Source organism: Bacteroidota bacterium (assembly GCA_020161395.1).
Classification (GTDB): Bacteria; Bacteroidota; Ignavibacteria; order Ignavibacteriales; family Ignavibacteriaceae; genus UTCHB3.
The window spans coordinates 61,768-86,702 of record JAIUOE010000009.1; the positions used below are offsets into that span (position 1 = coordinate 61,768).

The following is a 24,935-nucleotide window of genomic DNA, read 5'->3' on the forward strand; positions in this document are numbered from 1 at the left end:
ATTTAATAAGGAAACACCAATTGAAAACAGCTCTTATTACAGGCATTACAGGACAGGACGGAAGTTATCTTGCCGAACTGCTCCTCGAAAAAGGATATACTGTACATGGAATTATCCGTCGCAGCAGTTCTTTTAACACAGGAAGAATAGATCATATCTACAACAATGATGAGGTAAGGAACAAAAGATTTTTTCTCCATCATGGAGATGTGGTCGATACAAGCAATCTTAACAGACTTCTCGAAAAAATCGCTCCCGATGAAATTTACAATCTCGCTGCCCAAAGTCATGTGAAGGTTTCATTTGATGTCCCAGACTATACCGCACAAGTGGATGCGCTCGGAACATTGAGATTTCTCGATGCAATGAGAGAAACAGGCTTGAATGCCAAAACAAAATTCTACCAGGCTTCAACGAGTGAGCTCTACGGTAAGGTTCAGGCAATTCCGCAGGACGAAAAGACCCCTTTCTATCCGAGATCGCCGTATGCGGTTGCTAAAATCTATGCCTACTGGATAATTGTAAATTATCGCGAAGCCTATGACCTCTTCGCTTCCAACGGCATTCTCTTTAACCATGAATCTCCGAGAAGAGGCGAGACATTCGTTACAAGAAAAATAACCATGGCAGCGTCAGCCATTGTGACAGGGAAAGAGAAAACTCTCGTACTCGGCAACCTCTCCTCAAAAAGAGACTGGGGTTTTGCTCCTGAATATTGCGAAGGGATGTGGAGAATTCTTCAGGCAGAGAAAGCAGACGATTTTGTGCTTGCAACCGGCGTTACAAATACTGTAAGAGATTTTTGCAAAATGACATTTGCCGGACTTGGAATAGAGATTGAATTTAAGGGTGAGGGTGTTGATGAAAAAGGTGTGATAAAATCAGTTGATGAAGATTACCTGAAGTCCCTCATCGGAAAATATACAACCAAATATACAGGACCGGTAGATCTTTCGCAGTTAAAGCCGGGCAGAGTGGTTATCGAAGTGAGTCCAAAATATTTCAGACCTACCGAAGTTGACCTCCTGATTGGCAACCCTGCCAAAGCTAAAAATGAACTTGGCTGGGAAGCAAAGACACAACTGGATGAACTGGTGAAGATAATGGTGAATGCTGATTTTGATTCAGCTCTTAATGCGAGATAACAATTCGATATAGCTACGGGGGTGCTTACCTGTTGCACCCCCCCAAGCTATTTTTTGCAAAGACCCTCTAACAATATAATTTCATTCACTAACATTCTTGCCTGTAAAATCCGGGATGTCGCCCCCGACATCCCACGAAGATGGTTCCTTTTATCTTACCCTTGTTACCACTACCTGCAATTTAATGATGGCATTTTTGCACACCCCAAAAGACTTCTGTTTGTTTACCCTTGTATCGATTACCTTTAAATTGCTGATGGTGGTTATACTCACCCCAAAAGACTTCTGATTTGAATACCCTGGACGGAAATAATCATAATTACCGGGTGAAATATATGCGGGAGGGGTTACTGAAACGATTAATGAAACGGCACATTCTGAAAAAAGTTAATAAATTATCAAACTTTTTTCATAAAATTATTGATTTTTAAGAGATTTTTGTTCGATTTTTAGTTTTTGAGGATCGTTTGAATGGAATGAGGGTATTTTTTCCCGTAAACAGTCTCATACTCTTTTTGGAAGGTCTGCCATGCCTCTTCCACCAAAGAATGCCTCCCAAGATGGAAAAGAGATCTCAATTTATACTTAAATGCCTCCTCGTTAGCAGGATCAAAAAGGTCTACGAACCCGGCAGTCTTGTTGCAGGCATGGAAATCTTTTGACTCATAAAGGTATGCACATCTCAAAAGGAGAATCTCCAATATCCGGTTGGAGAGTGCAAATCTTTCCCTCTCGGCCCAATCTGATTTTATCCCTTCGAGGATGGTTCCGCCCTTAATGATGCCCGTAAATTTCTCCATGACAACATCAATTGAAATTTTACCTTTTACTTCGAGCAGGCTGAAAAGTGAGGCAAGTTCTGCCATTTCATTGGTGACAGGTGGTGCCGTTGTCAACAAGACCCTGTCGTCATCTATCTCCAGTTTTACGCTGTCGAGCTTGTTAAGGGTTTTCCGAATTTTGGAAAAGGCAACATTTCTGTTGTTCTTAAGCTTCTCTTTCGGGATGTCCGACCATATTATCTTCTCGAGTTTTCTGAGCGGCACCGTCGGAGTCTTGCCAAATGTGGAATAGTAGAGGACTGCTGAAAATATTTCCTGAAGTTTGGGCGTAAGTTCAGACTGGATTTCAGACCCGTCCCTGTCTATCAGCCTCAAACCCCCAAAGAGGGTGATCAGGTTTTTTATCCCGGGTTTTATGTCATCAGGGAAAAATTCGCCTACTTGGTTCCCTGCTGTAACAGGTTCATTCTTCTTGTGTCTCAACCGGCGAATTATAATAAAGAGGGGAATCAGCAGGGCGACAATTCCTGCTCCCGTGTATGTTATCCATCCGGGATATTGCCTTCTTCCAGGCTCAGGAATCAGATTGAGCCTCTCCCGGTACTCTTTTTCGGTCATCGCAGGAAGATAGAGGGAGAAAGTGAGCAGTTTCTTTTCCGACTTTTCCAACGAACGAAGAACAGCATATAGTCTTTTGTAAACGGTATCCAGTTTTACTGACACAAGGTCGAGACTGTCCATTTCGACAGGGAGCAGGTTTCCGGTTAAAATTCCGTTGGGCTTTTCTTCAAGTGCAGCTTTTCTGTTATTGGTATTTAGTCTGTAAAATGAAGTGACATCCTTTAGTCTCGAACTGTCGGGAAGAGGTGTCGGCTGCCAGTTGTAGTAATAGCTCATCTGCCAGCCGGGGTTCTCTATTTTAATATCAAGATCACCTTCGCTGTCGTATGCAGTACTTCCGGACACTTCGGTGAATTTCCATCTGTGCTTCAATTCGCCGTTGATGGTTAACTTCAAATCTCTAAGAATGAGATCCATGCAATCGCCGTCACGATACATCGAGCCGAAAATAATTTCAGATGCTGAACCCGGTTTCAGATACCTGCTCTCGGCTTTCTTCTGTAAACCGTCCAAAATTGCTGTGATACTTCCCCTGTTTTCATCGACTGAGAGTTTAAATGTAAACTTCCGGTGTTCGGTGAATTCAGCGAGGGGAACAGGAAAAGACAAAAGGACAAATTTGCCGTTTACTCTCAACTGGAGATTCACATTCGAAGAGTCCGGGTGATAGAGATAACGGAGAGCAAGCTGGTAAGAGCCGTTTTTTATCTCAAAAATGTTTGCGAACACTTTATTATACCAGACGGAAAATCCGAACTCGAGACCGAATTTCTCTCCGGAACCCGAAACATCCTCTTTCAGAATCGAAAATCTGGTTTTTTGGGAGTTTAAAAGTCGTATCTGTTTCCCGTCAAGACTCTGCAACTTGCTGTGATTGCCGTAAAAAAAGAGCCCGGGTTCCCGTGTCAGAGATGAATCGGTTGCGATGATCATGAATGAACAGACAACAAGGAAGAAAATGACGGTGACGATTGGTCGGTTATTCATTTTTTGACTCGATGAATTCGCCAAAATTTTTACTGAATTCTTCCTTGTAACGGCGTTTGAACCCCCTGCGGAACGAGTTAAACTCTTTTTTCGCTTCGGGTTCCCTGCCAAGAAGCGTCAGGGACCGGAGCTTGAATTTAAGTACCTCCTCACCGAGGGGATCCTGAATCAGGATAATATCCGATATCTGAATACAGGTCTCATACTCCTGCCTGGTGTAGAAGGTATCCAGAATCCTCACTGATTTCCTGATGATTGCTGATACCATTTCGGTTCTCACTCCGGTTGCCCAGTCAGAATGTATTTCAGCAAGGTACTCGCCTCGCGATACAATCTTAAGAAATCGGTTCAAATCGGGGTCCGACCAAAGGTTCAAATCCCTTCCCAACAGATCATTTATCAACTTCTGTTCATTTATCATATCGGGAGGGAAAATAATTTTTACAGAATCAGATTCCGTAACAACTGTCATGTTGCAATTCGCCGTTATGAGAGAACGCAATTTGGAGAATGCCACATTTCGGTTGTTTTTTATGTTCTCCGGAGGGATGTCCACCCACAAAATCTGTTCAAGTCTGCTGAAAAGTACCCCGTGCTCAGGGTTGGGTGTGGAATAATAGAGGATTATTGCAAACAGTTCCGCCAGTTTTGGAGTGAATCCTTCATCAACCCGCTCACCTTTGTCATTTACAATCGTCAGCCCTCCGAAGAGTGACACATACTTTTCCGCAGGATCATATCCCGATTCAGGAGTGCTTTCAGACTCCGCTCTTTTTTTCTTTCTCATTTTCATCAGGAAAAAGAAAAAAACAGCGGGAACCCCGATGAAAACAAGGATGATTGCGGAGTATTTGAGAATCCTGTTCCGTCTCTCAATCTTGAATGGAGTTGATGCTTCCTTCAATTCCATGAGTTCTTTATCAGTGAGTATTGGAGTCCTGATTTTATGAAATACAGGGATGGAATCGTTCTGCGACGCAGCGAAATTCCGGATATACACGATTTGCGTTTCATAATCGATATAAAGCTCATTAGGCACAAGCCCCTCCTTCTGTCCCGGCAGAGTGTCGCCCATGGCAACCATATTACTGTCGGAGAGGGAAAGATAGTAAATTCTGTTCAACCCTTTTTCATAGACTCTGCAGATTGAGTAAAACGCACTTTGATTTCTGTCAGCCCAGACAGCAAGATCGGTGGTAATCAGATTTTCGGGATTGTTCCATTTCCAGATTTTTTTCCAGGTCAAAGTCCTCAGGTCGAGTTCAAAGAGATCCCAAAGCGGGTGCTGTGCATCTTCCTGCCTGCCGGATTCCACTCCGATTCCACCGAATATATAGTAACGGTTTCTGTTAAGATTTTTCAGGATACTAAAGTAAGTCCCGGGGAGTGGTTTTTCTCCTTTTGTCAGGCATGTGTCCCATTTTTGAGTGTATTTGTCATACTTCAACAGAATATTTTTAAATTTATACCAGCCGTAGCCTCCATATAAATATACGGTGGTGTCCGTTTGGTCCACAAAGGACTGTCCCCCGTAGTGATGGCCGTCGGGTGTGATTTTGTCCATCTGCATCAAAAACCTGCCCGTTCTAAAATTCAGCACACCGGGTTTGTCAGGATAGCCTGAGTGAGCAGAGATGAGGCTGTCGTTTTCCCTGAGCGGGCTTACCATAAAGAACTTAAAGTCATTCATAGGGTAGACGATCTTTGTTCGGGTCTTGTTTCTCAGGTTATAAATCCGGATGCCATTTTTATCGATATGGATGTACTCTGGGGAGGGTGCTGCTCTTGGATAGATGTTGCTTTCCCGGTAGTCAGCAGAAATTGCAGGTTCCCAATAGAAATGTTTGTTTATAAGCCACTCACAGTTTTCTGTTTCGGCGTCCAAACCCCCCTCGCTGTCGTAAGCCAAACTTCCGGTCAGCTCGGTGAACAGCCAGTGATGCAGCAGATTACCCGCGGAACTGAACTTCAAATCCTTTAAAATCATTGGCAGACAATTACCTGAACCGGGCTCTCTTCCAAATCTGAGGTCGAAACCCTCGCTTTTTTTGATCGATTTGAAAGAACCCTGTCTGCTGTTTCCGTCCATTTTCACCAGAATATTTCCGTTTTGCTCGTTTATTTCCAACAGAAAAGGAAACCAGTGCCCGTCATAAACCATGTCAACAGGCATGGAAAATGAAATACCCGTCTTTTTACCATCCAGCAGCAATTCAAAAACAGCCGTTCTGTCGGTTCCTGCTGTTCTGTAGACGAATGAGATATGATACTTTTCTCCTTTAAGTGAAAAAACCTCCCCGCCGGTAGTGTTTTCCCAAAGGCAGAAGACGAACCCGATCGAGTATTTATCTCCCGGAAAAATCTTTTTCGATTTGGTGATGTGGAACAGTGACCTTTTTTCTTTTGGTAAAGGAATCCGGTTCAGAGGGGGAGTGGAAGTGAAGTGATAATTCCCTGAAAACTGCAGACCACTGTATCGGGTGGCATCCAAAGTCTGTGGATGCACCTGAAACAGCAAAACGATGACCAAAAATGCTGTGAAAATGGCCGGCATTTTGATTATGAGTCCAATCAGTGAAAGGAAATATTTAAGGTGACCCTAAATATAGATTATTTCTTCGAGTTTTTAAAACCTCTAAGGATGATACTCCTCACTATTCCATTGAACAAAACATCGGGCAACAGCCTTCTCAGATAAAGAATTCCTTTTGAACCGACTGGATATCGAAGCTTCCAGCCGGGATCGGATGCGGCTTTTACAATTTTTTTCGCGGCTTTTTTTGCGGAAATTCCCGTGTTTCCGGCTGAATTCATGTTTTTGAAGGCTGTGGTGAAATAATCTTCATAGCCATCTCCCGGTTTGGGCTCGAGAATATTCATGGAACGGTCGTAGAAATCCGTTTTTACCGGACCCGGTTCCACGATCTTTATTTTGATATTGAAGGGGACAAGTTCATGTTGGAGTGACTCGGAAAATCCCTCCACAGCCCACTTTGTTCCATGGTAAAAACTGTAAAAGGGGAATGTAACCCTTCCGCCGACGGATGCAACATTTACTATCGTTCCGCTTTTTTGTTTTTTCATGTGCGGCAGCACTTCACCCGTCAGTCTTACGATTCCCATAAAGTTGGTGTCAAACTGCTTTCTTACAAGCTCCTCATGATAGTGTTCGAAGACGCCTGTAAGAGCGTAACCGGCATTGTTGACCAGCACATCAATTCCTCCAAAATTGGTAACTGTGTATTCAACCGCTTTTTTCACTGATTCAGAATCGGTCACATCAAGATCAATAATGTTCACCCGTCTTGCATCATGAAGAAGTGTCTTTCTCCCGGCAGCATTTCGCATCCCCGCAACAACGCTCCAGCCCGCTTCCGCAAAAAGTTTGCAGGCTTCAAGTCCGATTCCCGAAGAACTACCCGAAACAAGAACAGTCTTGCCCATATTGCTCCTTTTTAATTTGTCCTAAAAATGTTAAATTGGGGTTTGGGAATATCGCATTGGAAAATTTACCAAAATTGCACGCAAATATGATCAGAATCACACTAATTTACATCATTGAGAACAAAAACGGTGGTCGGTTGGTTAAACAATCAGATTTAATAACCTTAAGAAAGACACAATGAAAAAGATCGTTTACTTTTTACCTCTTCTTCTCTTTTTTGCAATATCGTTCGCATCTGATGCACCCGGTGTTCCTGTAGCTCTTGTCACGGGTACTGAGGGGTCGCCCGTAGTTGTAAACCCCGCAACTCAAACTGAAACAGCACTTCTGCAGGGAGCAACGCTTGAAGAAGGCGACATTGTTTCTCTCAACTCCGATTCAAAAGTAACAATCTATTTCATGGACGGAGAAATTGTAAATCTGATGCCAAAACAAAAACTTTTTGTGGGGAAGGAATCGGGGACTTCCAGACTTGACGACGGAAACGGACAGACCTCCGCTCTTCAGTCGGGAATTAACGCCATTTCAAGAAAAAATGTAAATCTAACCGCTAAAAACGACATCGACAAGGAACTCTCCTCCCCTGCAAGTTTCAGGGCTGAGGGTGTGATTCCAATAGCCCCTGCGGGACTTATCATCTCCGAGAATCCGGAATTCACCTGGTATGATTCGGCATATACCGAAGCAACTCCCGTCGAAAAACAGTATGTCCTTCTCGTAATGGACTCAAAAAACAAAGAGGTCTTTCGCGGTACGGTAAAAGGGATGACCAACACTCTTGTCAAATATACAATTCCGGGAGTGAGTTTTACTCAAACTGACTCAAAACAAAGATTTAAATGGGATGTGTATCCTCTCGGAAAAGAACCGAAACTCGGAGCAAGTTATGACCTCGCGGGGGTAATTATTGTTGCCGACAAGAAATTTACGGCTGATGTTAATGCTGCACTCGCCGATATCAATAAAAATGATAAACTTGACGAGCAAAGCAAACTCTTTCTGAAGGGACTTGTCCTCAAAGATTTCAAATGCTATTCTGATGCAATTGTCACTCTTGACAAACTCGGAAGTGACAGCAAAGTATCAAAAAACATCCTTGGTCAGAAAGCCTGGTTGTATGCCAGACTTGGAGCGAACGGATCATTTATGGTTAAAAAATACGCGGCAATACTTTGATTGATTACTTAAGAAGTGTCATCGCCTTGGTCTGACTGAAGAGGACACTGCCCCCCGTCTCTTTTGCGACGGCTCTGTAGAAATAAACCCCCGAATTTAAGGCGTTGGAAGAGAAGTTAATCTTCCTGACGCCTTTTTCATTTATACCCGAGTAGATTGTTGTGACAAACTCACCCGGAACGGTAAAAAGTTCGAGTGTCAGCTCACAAGCAACAGGCAGCACCACTTCGAAAACAGTATCGGAATTGAAAGGGTTGGGGTAGTTCTGACTGACCACAAAACTGTTCGGCACCAGAACCTCCACACTGTTCACACCTGAATATTCATAAGTCCCGTCGTTATCAACCATTTTTAATCTGTATTCATATCTCGAAGGTTGAGGTTTTATATCGGTAAAAGAGTAATATTTGACAGAGTTGCTCTGTCCCGCTGCTTCAACTGAGCCGATCTGCATCCACTCATAGTCAGGCTTTCTTCGTTCAACAAAGAACGCATAAGAGTTAACCTCTGTCGCTGTTCCCCAGAACAGTTTAACATCCCCGTTTTCTTCCCTGATCTGGAAATAATTCAGTTCCACAGGGAGGGGGTCTTCTCCAAAGGTGGAAATAATGGCGTTTGCCATCTTGTTCCAGCCGGTGATGTCATCCCTGAGTTTTGTTTTTTCCTGCTCAAGATGGAGGAATCTACCCGATGCAACCGAAGCGGAAGAGCTGCACGGACTGCTGCTGTTATTCAGATAGCGACCTTGAACATTCGTTAGCCCTGCAAGTTTTGTCCAGGAGGTGTTTACATGCATAAGCTCATAGGTCAAGGATGTGTCCTGCGCCTCGAGGTTGTTCATAAGTTCGGTCAGCCAGTCGGTTGAAGGAGTGTCTCTTGTGCCATTACTCATTATAACATATGGATCACCTGTGCCTTTTGTAAAACCGTGCAGTTGAATGGCAATCATGCCCGAAATCTGCTCATCAAAAACTTCTGTTGACCGCTGAAGAGCGGAAATCAGATTGTGAGGCTGATCCGATTTTCGGAATGCTTCATCGACTCCCGAACAAACTGTCGTTGTTCCGGCACATTCCGAGGCTGCCAATGAGTTGCATCTGTGCGTCCCTGAAATGTAGAAACCCCTTGCGCCTGCCTGCTTAAAGACATGAATTCCCTGCTTCCCTGTATTATAATCGTATTTGGGATGTGGTGACTGGATAAAAAGTTTCTGCCGGAGGGGATTTGGATTTAAGACTACAGTGCCCCAATAGTTTGAACCTGTGTCCTTCTTCTCGAGGAAGTAATATTGCTTGTCGGGGTTGGGTTCCGTATCCATGAAAGAAACCACTTCATAACCTATGGAATCGGCAATTCCATGGGCTGTCGAGTAATTCCCGGCGAACATCGCATTCAGAGCCCGTTCCCAGATATTCATCTGCTCGGAAGTCGGCTCAACATAAACACCGTGCGGTGTCGTATCCGGAAGCACCGAAATCAGATTGTTAAAATAGGTTATCAGATTGTCACTTTTGTTAACCTGTGCAGAGACATTCAGGCACAGCAATACTGCGACAACAAGGGTTGTGGATATTCTCATGGGATTACAATTATTTGATTAAAAGCGATTAATTAAGCTAATAAATTTTCTTTGCCCCTCCGGTTAAAACCGAAGGCTATTGTTTCATACTTCAAACATCAAAAATTCATACTTCAAACTTCAGAAATTCATCCCTCAGCCTTCAAAATTCAGCCTTCATTTAAGTTCTTCCACAAAGTCATTTATGCTGTCAAAGACAGGGACACCTGCGGCAAGTAGTCGCTCTTTTGTCTGGTGCCCTGAAGCAGTAAGGATGCAGTCGATGCCCATCTCCTTTGCCACTTCATAATCATGCAGCGTGTCGCCCACCAGCACTGCCGATTTTTTGGCATCACCAAGTCTGTTTATCAGATCGAGTCCGAGTTCCAGCTTGCTGTGTGCATACACATCACCGAGGCCGTGAATCTCTTCAAAATAGCCCGTCAGACCGTGTTTCTCCACCACATCAAGAAGTTCTTTTTTTACATAAGCAGAAAGGATGTACTGTTTGATGCCGTGTCCCGCCACTTTTGAAAGCACCGTTTCCACCTGCTCGAAAAGATCCATTTCGTGGCGGCGAACTTCGTAGGTATCAGCCCATTCCTTCCCTATAATTTCGAAGGGGTGCTTCCCAAAATCAACACCCGCAGCCCTGTAATATTCCTTCACCGGGAAGGTAAATATCTCCCTGTACCTGTCAAATGTGAGGCGGTTGTAGCTGTTTGCCTCCAAAATGTTGTTTATTATATCAAGACAGACATGAACATCATTAAAAAGTGTCCCGTTCCAGTCCCATATAACATGTGTGTAGTGTTTGAGCATTAACTTCTATTCTTTTTCATACAGTTATGATTGTCTGAAAGATTGAACTTGCCAGTTGAGGTTTTATTGAATCCCGCATGACCAGGTCAACTTTGATACCGAGTGAATCAGAAAGAAAATTTTCCAACTCCATATACTTGAAGAGTCCTGGTGTATTTTCAAATGAAACAAGTAAATCCAAGTCACTTTGTCTGTTTTCCTCACCTTTCGCATACGAGCCGAAAACCTCAATGCTCTTAACTGCAAAACGGGAAGTAAGCACAGGCTTTAATTCCTGTAGTGTCTGCAATAACTGCTTGATATCTTTTTTCATAAACATATAACCTGTTTTAATAGAATTACACCATGAAGTCATCACGGATCAGCAGAAGAATTGCTGTCTGTGGTACGATTACGAGCCTTTCCCGGTCATACTCTATCTCAATGGCATCTTTTTTCAGATAGATTGCCATGTCGCCTTCGCGTGCCTGAAGACCGATGTACCTTGTTGAATCCTTCTCTTTCCACGGTTCATCGTCACCCGGCATCGCAATAGGGTAGCCGGGACCCGTCTTCAGAACATATCCGCTCTGAACTTTTTCCCGCTCAGTAACGCCCGGTGGAAGGTAGAGTCCGCCGTGGGTTCTTCCTTCGTCTTCAACAGGCTTCACGAGAACTTTGTCGCCAACCACGATAAATTTCTGCAAGTCTCTCAAGTATCCCGCCGATCTTTTAGTTTCTGTTCCATACATTTTAGGTTTCTTTCCGAATTCTTATATAGTCCTACTTCAGCATCACCAGTTTTTTGGTTGAAGTGTAGCCATCCGCCTGCATTCTGTAAAAATAAACACCTCCGGGCAGATTTGACGCATCAAATGTCACAAAGTGGTCGCCGGGAGCTCTTTCTTCATTGACCAAAACTGCAATTTCGTTCCCCGTCACATCATAAACTGCAAGTTTCACAAAAGAAAGTCCACCCGTAACATTCGGTACCGTAAAGCCGATTTTTGTTTCGGGATTAAACGGATTTGGATAATTCTGCAGAAGAGCGAAGCTGTGGTTCACTGAAGCCGGTGATTCGTTGTCATCAATTCCTGTCCCAATATCGCTGACTCCCTTAATCACACCTGAGAAATTCCCGCCGTCACTGTTGATGTCCATCAGTCCCGCAAAGTTTCCTGTGGCGGTTGGCTTGAATGAAACCATTACTTCAACTGCAGAATTGGCGGCAATCTGAACGGGCAGATTCACAAACCTAAACGCAGGATTGCTGATCGATCCCAATGCAATAGTGAGGTTTTTGTTGCCTGAATTAACAAGCCACATCGAAACGAAAGCCGAATCGTTCACATACACCGTGTCGAAAACCACACCTTTTGGATAGACATTCAGTTTTGCTGACGGTGTTGCCGAGGTGTTATTTATAAAACTGTAAACACGGTCAATAAATTCAGGGTGATCGATCAACGGATTTTTCTTCCCCTGGTAAAAAGCGATTGCCGTGTTGCGAAGTCTCTCTTTTGTATCCACCGTATCGGTCCTGTTCCAGATTCTGAAGGTCGACTCCTGAGCAGCCGTCAGATAGCTCTGATAGTTTGTCGGGTATCTGAGAATAAAATAGAGCATCGAGCGGGCTACATTTCCCTTGTGCACATCCCTTGGTTCGAAGACTGTGGTTGCACCATTCAAGCCGAGTTTGCTTCCGCCGCCCGTCCAGCTCACACCACTTGTAACCACGCCGAAAGGATAATTGCTTCTTGTGTTGTTTGCGGTAGAATTGGTCGGATAGAGATGGTAAATGTCTGATCTCATCGGCTCCGCCTGCGAAAAGGTTCCCTGGGGCCAGGTATGCTCAGTATCGAAACCCAAACCCTGGGCAATGGTTCTCGTGGCAGCCTTGATTTTAATTCCTGTATAGACGCACTCAATTGTGTCGCCGGGTTGTTTATCGATATTTTCAAACATCCTGTCTCTGCCCGAATTGTAGCCGAGTGAAGTGTGGTTGATAACCAGTGCGTTGAGAGCTGTCTTCAGGTCTGCATCGTATTTGTCGAAAGTGGTGCTTTGGTAGCTGTCGCCTGTGGATCCCGATCCCGTAAGCTTGATGGTGTATGAGGCGGAGCTGTCATCAGTATAAAAAGCGAGGAATGATCTGTTCGTAACATTCTGTACGGGAGCGTAACTGACCGTTATCAGAGCACTGTCTTTGCCGTTAATCGTAACCATTGTGTCACCTGTGGAAAACACACCGAGAAGTGATACCGCTCTGACAGTTTTCGCTGAAGTAAAATGATTCACAAGATAAAATGAGTTAACGGCACTGCTCTTGAGCACCGTAAGAGGGAACACCAGTTCCTTTACAGTGGAACTTATCTGCGCCTGAGATGCATTCACAAGCAAAAAGGAAAACAATGATGCGAAAAGAATTTTTTTCAACGCGTGATACTCGATAATTATTTAAAAAGGTAACCTTAAATATAAGAGTATCGTACTAATAAATGAAGGCTGATGGCTGATGGCTGAATTCCCCCCGTTTCTTATCTTTACATCAACAATCATTCACTTTTTACGGAATCATGACAGACTACCCCTTTTGCATTGCATTAACAAGGATCACCGGAATAAATGACAGGAAAAAGGCGAACATAGCCCGATTCTCCGACCGTGTCGAGGACAGCACCTCCCTCAAAAAGGCGATTAAGGAAGTTGATCCGCTGTTTCTTGTAAAAGAAGAGGAGCTGGATGCTGCATATCTGCAAGCCGTAAAAAATATTGAGTTTCATCTTGAGCAGGGAGCGGGATGTGTCTCGTTTTGGGATGATGGTTATCCTGAAATGCTTCGAACCATATCTGACCCGCCATTAATTCTCTATTTTATGGGGGATCTTTCGGTGCTGAATGCTTCGCCCGGGGTTGCTGTGGTTGGTACCCGGGAGCCCACGGAATTCGGAAGGGAAATGGCATTTCTGGCAGGACAGGTGCTCGCCTCATCAGGTTACACCGTTGTTAGTGGCCTCGCCCGCGGGTGTGACACAGCCGCACATCAAGGCTGCATTTCCGACCGTGGTAAAACCGTCGCCTTCACCGGACACGGATTGCAAACCATTTATCCCCCTGAAAACGGCGAACTCGCTCTCGAAATCAGCGGGACCGGCGGATGTGTCGCCACCGAGTACCCATTTGGAATCAAACTCTCACCATCCAATCTGAAAGCAAGGAACCGCCTTCAGTCCGGCTCCTCAATCGCCACCGTAATCATCGAATCCGACCTCAAAAGCGGTACCATGTACACCGCAGAATTTGCCCGCATCCAAGGGAAAAAACTCTTCGTCCTCAACCACCCCGATGACAAACGATCCCCCATGTCAGAAGGCAACAGAAAACTCCTCGCAGAAGGATATGCGATTGCAATCAGCCCCGAGGAGATTGAGACCTTGGGGGAGAGGGTTTGAAGCTTCTTTTAATAGTTCGTAAGTAGCCTAATTTCCTTCTTTATAATTTCTCACAAACCTTAATTCCCCACTACAGTGGGTGGCAAACTTGGCCACTTACAGTTATCTTTCTATACTATAGTATAGATAATACTAACCATTTGAATAAAGCTAAATGATATCAGAACAAAAGATTCTTAATGTTTTTGCAGAAAATGTCCGCTTTTTTCGCAAAAAAATGCAAATATCCCAGGAAGAGCTCGCCTTTAGAGCCGGAATACACAAAAACTATATCGGTATGATCGAACGAGCCGAAAGGAATTCCACGCTGGTAATCCTGGAGAAGATTTCTTCGAGCCTGGGAGTTGGATATGATGATTTGTTGACCGAGAGAAAGGATTGATCTCTGCCCGCATTAGAATACAATATTCTGAATAGTAGCGCGTACGGGATTCGTACCCGTTGATTCTGCCTCTGAGATAAATATGACAAGCCATAAAAAAACAAAGAAGATAAGTATGCAAGGTGTAAAGATTCCTGTACCCAAAGAAGCAGTTGTGAAAAAAGTTGAAGTTACAAGTGATTGTGTAAGTGAACCATCACACGCATATGCGGAACTGTTCGATGACTTGCAAAAGGTTCCTTTCCCTCCTCCTGTAAATCCGAAATTCAAATTTATTGACTTGTTCGCAGGGATTGGTGGAATACGAATGGCGTTTCAAAACTCCGGCGGGGAGTGCGTCTTCAGTTCCGAATGGGACAGATTTTCACAGATTACCTACAAGGAAAATTTTGGTGAGATACCTTATGGGGATATCACAAAGATACCTGAGGAATCCATTCCTGATCATGATATACTTACGGCGGGTTTCCCCTGCCAGCCTTTCTCGATTGCCGGTGTTTCAAAGAAAAACAGTCTCGGACGAAGTCATGGCTTTCTTGATGAAACCCAGGGTACATTGTTTTTTGACATCGCCAGAATTTTGCAGGCAAAACGACCAAAAGCCTTCCTTTTAGAGAATGTTAAAAATCTCATCAGTCATGATAAAAAGCGGACTTTTCAAGTTATCTTAAAAACACTTTCCGAGCTCAACTATTCTGTATTTTACAGGGTTATGGACGGAAAACACTTTGTCCCCCAGCACCGTGAGAGAATAATGATTACGGGGTTTAACAAAGATTATTATCCGGAATTAAACATCTTTGAATTTCCACTTTTGCCGGTTGCAAATAAAAAACTGGGTGATATCCTGGACAAGGAACCAAACCCAAAATATACATTATCAGACAAACTGTGGAATTATCTTCAGGATTACTCGGCGAAACATAAACTAAAAGGAAACGGCTTTGGCTTTGGTATAGCCGATTTGGATGGAATATCAAGGACGCTAAGTGCAAGGTATTATAAAGACGGTTCTGAAATATTAATCCCGCAACACGGCATTAATCCTCGAAGATTGACCCCAAGAGAATGTGCCAGATTACAAGGATTCCCTGATGAGTTTATCATTCCGGTCTCAGACAATCAGGCTTACAGACAGTTTGGTAATTCCGTCGTTATGCCCCTCATTCAGGCAGTCGCACAACAAATTATGAAATATATATAGAAAAATCATATGGATGAGCTAACTTCCAAGGCAATCAAGAGTACGACAGAAAGCGAAATAACATTTTGTCGCTTTATAACAGCGAACGATACGGGAGCCAATGGTGCACACCAGTCCGGCTATTACATGCCAAAAAGTGCCTGGCCAATGTTTTTTACAGAACCGGGAATTCTAGGATCAAATAAAGATATCAACATCTCCATCCTGTGGCAGGAAGATTTTAGAACAACGAGCCGGTTTATTTACTACGGTACGGGCACAAGAAATGAATACCGGTTAACGAGATTTGGAAAAGGGTTTCCTTTTCTTTCTGACGATAGAGTGGGAGACCTGCTTGTGATCTGTAAAATGACTGCGAATGATTACAAGGCATTCGTTATTTCGGGAGATGAAGAGATCGATGAATTTTTCAATGCGGCCGGTATCTCAAGTACTGAGACAAATAAAATAATCCCGAAAATGGAGGTTAAATCTCCTGATGAAGAATTGTCCGGCATGTTTGATTCATACATTAAAAATCTTACAGTTGATTTCCCTTTCACAGAAGAAGTTGCCCGGACCGCCCAAAATTGCTATAATAAGGTGTTTTCAGTATCCTCTTCTGATATAATGAGGAATCCGGATAACATTATCCTTTCCTGGTTAAATACCGAATATGATTTATTCAGACAAATTGAGGTGTTCAGATATACTCCAAGAATTTCGAATCCATTTTCATCTGTGCAGGAACTCGTTGAGTTTGCCAACACAGTATTGAACCGAAGGAAAAGTCGTGCCGGAAAATCCCTTGAACACCACCTCTCAAAAATATTTGATATCCATCAAATCAGTTATTGTGCACAATGTGTAACTGAAAGTAACAGCAGACCTGATTTTATATTCCCCACAATCGATCTATACAGACAATCTTCCATCGGGAGCAACAAAATCGCCTTTCTTGCTGCGAAAACCACCTGCAAAGACAGATGGCGTCAGATACTTGGTGAAGCTGAGAAAATTCCTGTAAAACATCTGTTCACTCTTCAGCAGGGTATCTCAGTTAATCAATTGGAGGAAATGGAAAGATCCAAAGTACAGCTTGTAGTACCCAAACAATATATCAGCAGTTTCCCAAGGCCGTATCAAGATAAAATCTGGACACTTTCAAAGTTCATTGGTTATGTGGATGAGAAGATCAAATAATTTCACTGATACATGTCATTCCAATCTTACTTCGAAGTTTACATAACGAAAATCTTTGTGTGATTCGTCATGGACATTTGGACTAAAGAAAAAAGAAGCTCTTGTATGAGCAAAATCAGGGGGTCCAACACGATTCCTGAGAAAACACTGCGATCTGCCCTTCACAGAGCGGGTTTCAGGTTCCGGATTAATGTAAAGAAATTACCCGGCAAACCGGATATCGTTCTGAAAAGGCATAATCTGGTAATTTTCGTTCACGGCTGTTTTTGGCACCATCATGAGGGATGTAAGAATGGAAACTTTCCAAAATCCAACAAGGAGTTTTGGCATAGCAAGATCACCAAAACGATGGAAAGAGACATGCAAAATGTTCAAGACCTCATTTCTGCTGGATGGAATGTACTGACTATATGGGAATGTGAGATTGAGAAAAATTTGAATGTTGTTTTAAAGGCAGTTGTTGAAAAATCAGAAATAGATACAAAATAAAAGAGGCGAGAAATGAAACCTTGGGATAGAGATCAAACACTGGTTGCGTTAAACCTGTATTGCAAAATCCCCTTCAATTTAGTGTCTTCGAAACACACCGAAATCGTCCGAATAGTGAAAATACTGGATAGATTCACCAACTCAGTAAAATAAAAATTGGCAATTTTGGGAGTTTCGATGACAATCTTAAGCGTAAAGATATCGTTGATCCCGAACTGCATTACACTTGAAATTTTCAAGTAAAAGTGGAGTAATTTAATCTGAATTTACCCGGTATTTCACGAAACCCGATGGAACAAAAAACATTTACCAAAGTGTAACTGCTTTAATAACAACCATTTATTATAAGGAATCAAACTTATGAAAAACAACTCTCTCGTTCGCTTGTTCACATTCCCTATGTTTATTTTTGTTGCCTTTCTCTCCGTGAATATCTATGGACAGGCACTTGTTACATCCGATGATATTAAGATAGGGGGAGTAAAACTTGGAATGTCGCAGGAAGATGTTACGGGCATGCTTGGCAAACCGGAATCGAAATCGGTTGATGTGTTGGGATTGCTTTGGAAGTTTGAAAAGCCTGCAATGAAAGTCTACTTTAATAAAAAAGGAAAAGTTACCCTTGTCAGCTCCAAAGACCCTTTAACAAAAGTCAATGTAAATGGCAAAACATTTAAAATTTCTGACAGTCTTGCTGATGTTAAAAAAATCCTCGGTGAACCTTACCAGGAAGATAAGTTTGGTGATTCCATTGAACTCTACTATATCGATCAAGGACTGACAGTTACCATATATAAAGGTAAAGTATCAAATGTTATGCTGGCTGAATGAGTTTTCGGTGCTCCTCAATTTTTTGCCTCGAAGTTCAATACAATTAGCGATCCTGATCTGACATTTTGATCATTTTTAAAAGGACGCAGGTCCGTCCCGGCGGACCAGGTACACGCAGATTCGACATGCCGAAGGCATCCCTTCGGGAGATGTTCGCTCAGGGGTTTAATGGTTCCACAGATTTCACAGATTAAACACAGATTCCACGGAAGGGATTTTCAGCGCTTTATAATTTCAGCCTTCATCCATCATCGCTAGGCGGATTCATAACCGACTTCCTCTTGCAATCCAAAAAAAATATTTATATTGTTCCTGACTGAAAAATTTATTATTTAAACCCTCTGAAAGTCAAATTATGTCATCTTACTCGACTTCCCAACTCCAGACAAAAGTTATTCCCCCCATCACCTCAATCGAAGCGATTACGGTGAGTCTTCCTTTTGTGACGCCTTTTTCGATCAGTTCTTACACATGGACTTGCAAGGAGGCACTTCTGATAAAGATATCGAGCGGGGAAGTGTCGGGATGGGGAGAGTGTGTTGCTGATCCGGATCCGTTTTACAGTCCCGAGACCACGGTTTCGTGTATGCACATAATTAAAGAGTTTGTTTTACCGGTTTTGAGGCAGGGGATGAGCTTTGCCGAGTTTGAAACAGAGATGCGACACATCCGGGGGAATATGATGGCAAAAGCTGCCGTCGAGAATGCATTGCTCGATCTAATTGCGAGAATTGATGGGGTGCCTCTCTATAAAATGTTTGGATTTGAACCGAAAAGGATAATGTCGGGAATAAGCATTGGGATAAAGGATTCCATTCATGAGTTGCTTGCGGCTGTTCAGGAGGCGGTCGATCTTAAGTATCACCGGGTGAAAATGAAAATCAAAAAGGGGAAGGATATCGAGTGGGTTGCTGCGGTTCGGGAGAGTTTCCCTTCATTGCAGTTGATGGTGGATGCAAATGGTGATTATTCACTCGATGATATCGCCCATCTTGGCAAGCTCGACAGGTTTGGTCTTACGATGATAGAGCAACCCCTTTCATATAGTGACATTTATTTTCACTCAAAGCTTCAGCGGGAACTGGAAACTCCCCTCTGTCTCGATGAGTCGATTCATTCATTCGAAGATGCAATTACGGCAGTGGAACTGGGTTCATGCCGGATCATCAACATCAAGGAGGGGCGTGTCGGCGGCATGGCAGAGGCGGTAAGAATTGCGAATTATTGTCAGCAAAACGGAATTCCTGTCTGGTCGGGTGGCATGGATGAAACAGGTATCGGACGGGCTTTCAGTATCCACCTTCAGACTGCACCGGCTTTTACTCTTCCCGGCGACACTTCCGAAACCAAAAGATATTTTAAGGAAGATATCGTCTCACCCGTTGTAACGCTTGATGATGAGGGATTTATTGCCATCCCCGATGGTCCCGGAACAGGGGTGACGGTCGACGAAGAGATGGTGAAGAAATATGAAGTTGGAAGGCAGAAAATTTGAAGTTTGAAGTCAGAGGTTTGAGGTATGAAACAGGTTTTGGGTACGCAGAGACACGCGGATTTGACGGATTAACGCAGAGATTAATTAATGGTTACGCGGATTCCACGGATTGAGCACAGATTTCACGGAGAGAAATGGAAACGGATGAGATGATCAGAAGGCGGACTGTAGGATACGGGTATTATAATTTTTAAATTGTATGAAAAAATTACAAAACTTAGGGATCGGACAACATTTTCAAATCCACCCCGGAGGAAAAATGAAGCGATTATTATTCATCACCATTGCCCTGCTGTTTGCTGGGAAAATTGAAGCACAAAAAATCTATTCGGTTGACTACCAGAGTCAGGCGGATGTGAAGGTATTTGTAGTCGATTACGAAAGTCAAGCAGACCTGAAGGTTTACAAAGTGAAGTATGAAAGCCAGGCGGGTAAAAACGACGGGAAGTGGTACTTTGTAAAGTATCAGAGTCAGGCGGATGTGAAGATATACTTCGTTGATTACGAAAGCCAGGCTGACCTGAAGATATATTTCGTGGATTTCGAGAGTCAGGCCGGCTGGAGAAACAAAGACAAAAAACACCTTCTGTATTGAGAGGAAACGATGAGCAAAATTGATTTTATTATCCCTGAGAGGAAAGCCGATATCGGAAATTTTGCAGTAGGCAGATTGCTGCCATTCAGAGAAAAACGGCTTGTCGGTCCTTTCATCTATATGGATCACATGGGTCCCGCTCTCCTTTCACCCGGTGAAAATCTCGATGTGGGTCCACATCCACATATTGGACTTTCCACCCTTACCTACCTTCTTGAAGGTACGATTATGCACCGGGACTCGCTCGGTACCGAGATAGAAATTAAACCGGGAGAGGTGAACTGGATGACGGCGGGGGAGGGGATTGTCCATTCGGAGAGAACCCCGGAGTATCTTCGTGGTGGTGAGAAATCATTACATGGTTTGCAAATCTGGATAGCTCTGCCAAAAGAGCTGGAATCGACCACACCCGATTTTTTCCATGCTGGAAAGGAAGAAATTCCCGTTTGGGAAGAGGGTGACATCGAATTCACACTGATTGCCGGTGAAGGATCCGGGAGGAAATCAACAGTGCCTGTTTACAGCAAATTGTTCCTGATTCAGGTCAAAAACAAGGAAAAAGCGCTTCTCAAACTGAAAGATAAACTGTTCGGTGAGGTCGGACTCTACATCCTTGATGGCGGGATCACATACGATGGAGTTCGATATGACCCCCGTCAGATGCTTGTATTTGAGAAGAACGATATTGATGAGATGGAATTGTTGCCTGACAGCACGATATTCATTCTGGGAGGCGAACCATTCCCCGAAGGAAGAAAAATCTACTGGAATTTTGTAGCCACAGAAGAAAAACTGATCGAGGAAGCTGCTGAGAGGTGGAGAAACATGAAATTCCCGCCGGTTCCAAATGATGACGGGTATATCCCTCTTCCCGACGCAAAATTCAGGATAAGGAAGTAAGGAGCCTTGCTCTCCATCAATAATGATATCTGCATTGCAGGAAGTTTATCTTTGTTTGTGAAACAAGATAAACGAGGCGATGTTCCTGTGTTATTCTTCGGGACCAGATATTGGGTCCCAGATATTTCAGGGGTTCAGGTTTGCCGGGTCCTGTGAACGGGTTTTTCATAACATTCTCGATCAAGTCGAGAATTTTGAGTGCTACCCGCCGGTCGATTTTTACCCATTCGGCGAGTTCCTCTCTGAATCGGGAATGGAAGGCACATTCCAAAGGCTGATCACTCAAGCCCGACTTCCTTTTTCAATTCCTCGATCGACTGGGCAGGGATTTTGTCCGCCAAAGCATCGGCTATAGCTTCCATCAATCGTTCCGCATTTTTTGGTGATCTGAGGAGGTGAGCCGTTTCGAGAAGCGAATTCAATTCCGATTCGGAGATCAGTGCTACATTATCGGCATTTCTTCGGTTGATGATTACCACTTCGTTATTTTTTGCAACGGTATCAAGAATCGTTGCGAGGTTTTCTCTCGCCTGCGTGTAGGTATAAACAGATGACATAATAAAGCTCCAAATTGTACAGAGTTAATGTACAACTTAATTTATCAAATTACAAGACACAAAGAGAAATCAACAGCCCTACCCCTTAATCACAGCGAGGGGTTTCAGCGAAATGACAGGTTCCACGAGATCCTGCTGGTTTGCCATCACTTCGTCTATGTCTTTGTAGGCACCGGGGGCTTCGTCGAGGTCGCGGCGGGAGCGGATTGCATGGATGATTCCTTTTTTCTCGAGTTTGCGGGTTTCCTTGTCGATATCGAGTTCACGCTGGGCTTTTTTACGGCTCATTTTTCTTCCGGCACCGTGTGAGCAGGAATTAAAACTTTTTGGATTCCCCTTCCCTTTCACAATGTAACTTGTGGTACCCTGACTTCCGGGGATTATTCCCGTGGTCTCATTATCCGCAAATGTGGCACCTTTTCGATGTACCATCACCTTTTCACCGTAGTGTTCTTCACCTATGGCGTAGTTGTGTGCTATGTTGATCATCTCATCAAATGAGCAGCCCGTAACATGTGAAAAAACATCTTTAATTCGCTCCATCATAAGTTTGCGGTTTGCAAGTGCGAATTCGACGCAGTAGTTCATTTCGCGGAGATACTGTTGTCCTTCGTCGCTGTTCAGATAGAGAAAAGCGAGATCATGTTTTTGCGGAACGGGGCTTTTCCATTTCTCATTCAGTTCCTTGGCGAGTTTGTTGTAATGTTCTGCAACTTTTAGACCGATGTTTCGGGAACCTGAGTGAATCATTATCCAGATATGTCCATCCGAACCCTGCTGAATCTCGATGAAATGATTCCCTCCACCGAGGGTACCGACCTGTGAAAGCGCCGCCTCATACTCCCGCACAACAACAGGATATTGTTTCAGGGTGAAGTGTTGCGGCTCGCGGGGCATGTGTTTCTCATCCTGTCTTCGGCTGTGGTGTGAAAATCCCGTCGGTATCAAAGACCTTATACCGCCGTGGTATTCGGCACTTCCCCCCAAAATCTTTTTAATTGTTTCGGTAGAGATGGAAGTAAGAGAGGTTTTCAGGGCGCACATTCCACAGCCGATATCCACACCAACGGCATTGGGCAACACCACACCTTTTGCGGCAAATACACCTCCTATGGGGACTCCAAATCCCTCGTGGCTGTCAGGCATGATTGCGATATGCTCGAAGGCATAAGGATGGTTCGCCAGGTTTTTTGCCTGTTGAAGCGCACCATCCTCAATGTCGTTAAGCCAAAGAAAGATCGGAAGTTTTTCGGTTGAAATTGTTCTCAATGTTGTTTAATTATCCAGTGTAATCTTTATCAGACTCATGTATCCGCCTCCAAAAATGGTTTTTTTGTCAGCGAATACAAATTTGTTCAGATAGTTCATAGTGTATGTGGGTTCCCATGTCTTTCCGCCGTCTTTGGTTCTGTAAACGAATCCGGGAGAGAGGGGGGCTCCGTAAACCCGAACCATCCAGCCGTTTAGCGGGTCTGAAAATCCGAGGAACTCGATCAACTCGTATGGCGGCAGGAATGGGAGATTTTCCCAGGTTTTTCCGCCGTCCGAGGTTCTCGACATAACTCTTGAAGTGTCGTTGATATTGGAAACATACCAGCCGTGGAGCGGATCAACAAAGGTCAGGTTCGACGGCATTGTTTGCCCGTAGAGGATATAATCTTCCCATGAATCACCACCGTCAGTCGTTCTTTTTATGAACACAGTCGGAAAAGACTCCGGTGGAGCGCCGGGGAGAACCATAGTGCCAAGCACCCAGCCGTTTTTATCATCGATGAACTGCAGGTCATACAGATCAAATTCCTTTACCGTGTATGTAACCAGGTCTTTCCATGTTTTTCCACCATCAACAGACTTGATGACAGATTTGTTATCGAGCTCTATTACAGTGGCAAACATGGTGTTTGGATTGGTGCTGATGATTTTCTGGGCATATCCTTTAAAGACGAGTGGTGAGGATGTCCATGTTTCGCCACCATTGCCTGTCCGGTAGATTGTACCACTACCATCATCACTTCTCAGGATGGCGAGCCCCTCTCTGGTATTAAAAAATTTAATCTGATCGATGTAGCTGAATTTAGCTTCAAAAGACTGCTTCCAGGTGTAACCACCGTCGACGGTTTTTATTACCCCCTTGTTGTTGGAAGCGAAACCTGTTTTTGCATCAGGGAAAGCCAGGGTTGTAAAATTATTGTCAAGTCCTTCTGCAAGCTGTTTGAATGAATTGCCGCCATCGGTTGTTCTGTAAATTTTTGGGGTTAGGAACCATAAGCCGGGGAGCAAGATGCCGTTGTTTTTATCGAAGAACCCGATTCTGCTGATACCGGTCTCGTCGGCTGACCAGGTCTTTTTCCAGGACTTTCCACCATCATCAGTTCTGAGGAGGTCACCTCTCGAAGTTTCGGAATAAGGATTTGATTTGATAACCCAGCCTGTTTTATTATCCATAAACCAGATGAAATGTGGTTCCTTACCTTCGTTGGAAGTTGCAGACATTGGCATATCGATCGATGTCCAGGTTGCACCCGCATCAACGGTTTTGAGTATAACCATTTTCGAAGTGGTTTTATCACCTTTTTTTACGGGGACATCGGCAACTGCGAATCCGGTTTTGGCATCAGTAATGGAGAATCCGGAAATACCAAGGTCTTGAGGAGTTTTCACTACGCTCCATGTCGCTCCGCCGTCTATGGTTCTGTAGATGTTGTCGTTGTTGCTGCCGTCGTTCACTTTTACAGTGGCAATTCCAATTTTTGGAGTGAAGAAGCGGAAATCAGCGGGGTCGATCTTGAGAGCAGCATTTCTTTCTTTCCAGGTGGCACCCCCATCGGTTGTAGCCCAAAGCTGAATAACGGGCTCAATTTCATTTTCCGAAATTTCTTTGCTGCCGAGCAGGAAGCCATTTTTTTCATCAGTAAACTGGACCTTTTTCAGATAGAAAAGCTTGCCGATTTGTTGCGATTTCCATGTTTTCCCTCCGTCAGTTGTCGATTGCAGATTCTGGTTCCAGGAAGTGAGGAAGATTTTGTCGGCATCGATTGCATAAATGGAAGTGTACCAGATATCCTCACCCGTCTTTAATGTCAGCCAGGTTTTCCCTGCATCGGTGGTTTTTAGAACGGTTCCCAGTGTTCCCGATGCCCATGCGGTGTTTTTATCCACCACTGCGATATCGGTCATTACGCTTGCGGTCGGGGTCGGGCTAAGGTATTCAACTCCCTTTTGTCCGAACAGCGGAGAGAGAGAAAGAGTTAAAAAGAGAAACAGGGAGAAAAAATTTCTTGACATAAAGTTACCTTTTGAGTTTGGTGACGATGAAAAAGGGTTCATTAAAAT

Annotated in this window: 23 protein-coding genes; 11 read left to right on the forward strand and 12 right to left on the reverse strand. The window is 43.9% G+C overall.

Translation table 11 applies throughout. The features are described from left to right. Positions 1 to 20: 20 nt before the first annotated feature. Positions 21 to 1,145: a GDP-mannose 4,6-dehydratase gene (gmd, locus tag LCH52_13550; protein ID MCA0389508.1), complete on the forward strand. Its 1,125-nt coding sequence runs from the start codon at positions 21 to 23 to the stop codon at positions 1,143 to 1,145. A gap of 449 nt (positions 1,146 to 1,594) precedes the next feature. Here the strand turns inward: gmd and LCH52_13555 are convergent, their stop codons facing one another. The 3 genes from LCH52_13555 to LCH52_13565 are packed head-to-tail and all read right to left on the reverse strand — an operon-like array spanning position 1,595 to position 6,979. Further along, positions 1,595 to 3,535 (reverse strand): hypothetical protein, encoded by a 1,941-nt coding sequence (locus LCH52_13555; protein MCA0389509.1) that lies wholly within the window; start codon positions 3,533 to 3,535, stop codon positions 1,595 to 1,597. Beyond that, entirely contained in the window at positions 3,528 to 6,089 is a 2,562-nt protein-coding gene (locus LCH52_13560; protein ID MCA0389510.1) for a hypothetical protein, read from the reverse strand. Before LCH52_13560 ends, LCH52_13555 begins: the two co-directional genes overlap by 8 nt. 56 nt (positions 6,090 to 6,145) lie before the next feature. Next, the gene (locus tag LCH52_13565) at positions 6,146 to 6,979 is read right to left on the reverse strand and encodes an SDR family oxidoreductase (protein ID MCA0389511.1); all 834 of its coding nucleotides are present in this window, start codon (positions 6,977 to 6,979) and stop codon (positions 6,146 to 6,148) included. A gap of 178 nt (positions 6,980 to 7,157) precedes the next feature. Here LCH52_13565 and LCH52_13570 point away from each other — a divergent pair, with 178 nt between their 5' ends. Further along, entirely contained in the window at positions 7,158 to 8,156 is a 999-nt protein-coding gene (locus tag LCH52_13570; protein ID MCA0389512.1) for a hypothetical protein, read from the forward strand. A gap of 4 nt (positions 8,157 to 8,160) precedes the next feature. On the opposite strand, the gene LCH52_13575 is transcribed toward LCH52_13570, so the two are convergent. The 5 genes from LCH52_13575 to LCH52_13595 form a co-directional block, all read right to left on the reverse strand. Beyond that, positions 8,161 to 9,735 carry a hypothetical protein gene (locus LCH52_13575; protein MCA0389513.1) on the reverse strand — a complete coding sequence of 525 codons (1,575 nt, stop codon included), beginning with the start codon at positions 9,733 to 9,735 and terminating at the stop codon, positions 8,161 to 8,163. A 156-nt stretch (positions 9,736 to 9,891) separates the two neighbouring features. Continuing rightward, positions 9,892 to 10,536 (reverse strand): HAD family hydrolase, encoded by a 645-nt coding sequence (locus LCH52_13580; protein ID MCA0389514.1) that lies wholly within the window; start codon positions 10,534 to 10,536, stop codon positions 9,892 to 9,894. A 16-nt stretch (positions 10,537 to 10,552) separates the two neighbouring features. Then, complete coding sequence (locus tag LCH52_13585) at positions 10,553 to 10,849, reverse strand: nucleotidyltransferase family protein (protein MCA0389515.1); 297 nt, start codon at positions 10,847 to 10,849, stop codon at positions 10,553 to 10,555. A 25-nt stretch (positions 10,850 to 10,874) separates the two neighbouring features. Then, a complete protein-coding gene (locus tag LCH52_13590) occupies positions 10,875 to 11,267 on the reverse strand; it encodes a co-chaperone GroES family protein (protein ID MCA0389516.1) in 393 nt (130 codons plus the stop codon). A gap of 31 nt (positions 11,268 to 11,298) precedes the next feature. Then, positions 11,299 to 12,951, reverse strand: coding sequence for an endonuclease (locus tag LCH52_13595; protein MCA0389517.1), 1,653 nt, complete (start codon positions 12,949 to 12,951; stop codon positions 11,299 to 11,301). A 140-nt stretch (positions 12,952 to 13,091) separates the two neighbouring features. Here LCH52_13595 and LCH52_13600 point away from each other — a divergent pair, with 140 nt between their 5' ends. From LCH52_13600 to LCH52_13640, 9 genes are all read left to right on the forward strand, one after another. Next, positions 13,092 to 13,967 (forward strand): DNA-protecting protein DprA, encoded by an 876-nt coding sequence (locus tag LCH52_13600; protein ID MCA0389518.1) that lies wholly within the window; start codon positions 13,092 to 13,094, stop codon positions 13,965 to 13,967. 154 nt (positions 13,968 to 14,121) lie between these two features. Next, positions 14,122 to 14,349, forward strand: a complete 228-nt coding sequence (locus tag LCH52_13605; protein ID MCA0389519.1) for a helix-turn-helix domain-containing protein — start codon at positions 14,122 to 14,124, stop codon at positions 14,347 to 14,349. An 82-nt stretch (positions 14,350 to 14,431) separates the two neighbouring features. Further along, complete coding sequence (dcm, locus tag LCH52_13610) at positions 14,432 to 15,553, forward strand: DNA (cytosine-5-)-methyltransferase (GenBank protein MCA0389520.1); 1,122 nt, start codon at positions 14,432 to 14,434, stop codon at positions 15,551 to 15,553. Positions 15,554 to 15,562: 9 nt separating this feature from the next. After that, positions 15,563 to 16,735 carry a type II restriction endonuclease gene (locus LCH52_13615; GenBank protein ID MCA0389521.1) on the forward strand — a complete coding sequence of 391 codons (1,173 nt, stop codon included), beginning with the start codon at positions 15,563 to 15,565 and terminating at the stop codon, positions 16,733 to 16,735. Between the two features lie 69 nt (positions 16,736 to 16,804). After that, positions 16,805 to 17,224 carry a very short patch repair endonuclease gene (locus LCH52_13620; GenBank protein MCA0389522.1) on the forward strand — a complete coding sequence of 140 codons (420 nt, stop codon included), beginning with the start codon at positions 16,805 to 16,807 and terminating at the stop codon, positions 17,222 to 17,224. 360 nt (positions 17,225 to 17,584) lie between these two features. Beyond that, positions 17,585 to 18,055, forward strand: coding sequence for a hypothetical protein (locus tag LCH52_13625; GenBank protein ID MCA0389523.1), 471 nt, complete (start codon positions 17,585 to 17,587; stop codon positions 18,053 to 18,055). A gap of 355 nt (positions 18,056 to 18,410) precedes the next feature. Beyond that, positions 18,411 to 19,550: an o-succinylbenzoate synthase gene (menC, locus tag LCH52_13630; GenBank protein ID MCA0389524.1), complete on the forward strand. Its 1,140-nt coding sequence runs from the start codon at positions 18,411 to 18,413 to the stop codon at positions 19,548 to 19,550. A 259-nt stretch (positions 19,551 to 19,809) separates the two neighbouring features. Beyond that, positions 19,810 to 20,145 (forward strand): DUF6150 family protein, encoded by a 336-nt coding sequence (locus LCH52_13635; GenBank protein ID MCA0389525.1) that lies wholly within the window; start codon positions 19,810 to 19,812, stop codon positions 20,143 to 20,145. Positions 20,146 to 20,154: 9 nt separating this feature from the next. Continuing rightward, the gene (locus tag LCH52_13640) at positions 20,155 to 21,045 is read left to right on the forward strand and encodes a pirin family protein (GenBank protein MCA0389526.1); all 891 of its coding nucleotides are present in this window, start codon (positions 20,155 to 20,157) and stop codon (positions 21,043 to 21,045) included. A gap of 16 nt (positions 21,046 to 21,061) precedes the next feature. Here LCH52_13640 and LCH52_13645 read toward each other — a convergent pair whose 3' ends face one another. The 4 genes from LCH52_13645 to LCH52_13660 all read right to left on the reverse strand — a co-directional run bounded on the left by LCH52_13645 (position 21,062) and on the right by LCH52_13660 (position 24,887). Continuing rightward, a complete protein-coding gene (locus LCH52_13645) occupies positions 21,062 to 21,331 on the reverse strand; it encodes a Txe/YoeB family addiction module toxin (protein ID MCA0389527.1) in 270 nt (89 codons plus the stop codon). Further along, positions 21,324 to 21,605: a type II toxin-antitoxin system prevent-host-death family antitoxin gene (locus LCH52_13650; protein MCA0389528.1), complete on the reverse strand. Its 282-nt coding sequence runs from the start codon at positions 21,603 to 21,605 to the stop codon at positions 21,324 to 21,326. Before LCH52_13650 ends, LCH52_13645 begins: the two co-directional genes overlap by 8 nt. 75 nt (positions 21,606 to 21,680) lie before the next feature. Beyond that, positions 21,681 to 22,871 (reverse strand): RtcB family protein, encoded by a 1,191-nt coding sequence (locus tag LCH52_13655; GenBank protein MCA0389529.1) that lies wholly within the window; start codon positions 22,869 to 22,871, stop codon positions 21,681 to 21,683. Positions 22,872 to 22,877: 6 nt separating this feature from the next. Then, positions 22,878 to 24,887, reverse strand: a complete 2,010-nt coding sequence (locus LCH52_13660) for a hypothetical protein (protein MCA0389530.1) — start codon at positions 24,885 to 24,887, stop codon at positions 22,878 to 22,880. Positions 24,888 to 24,935: the final 48 nt, after the last annotated feature.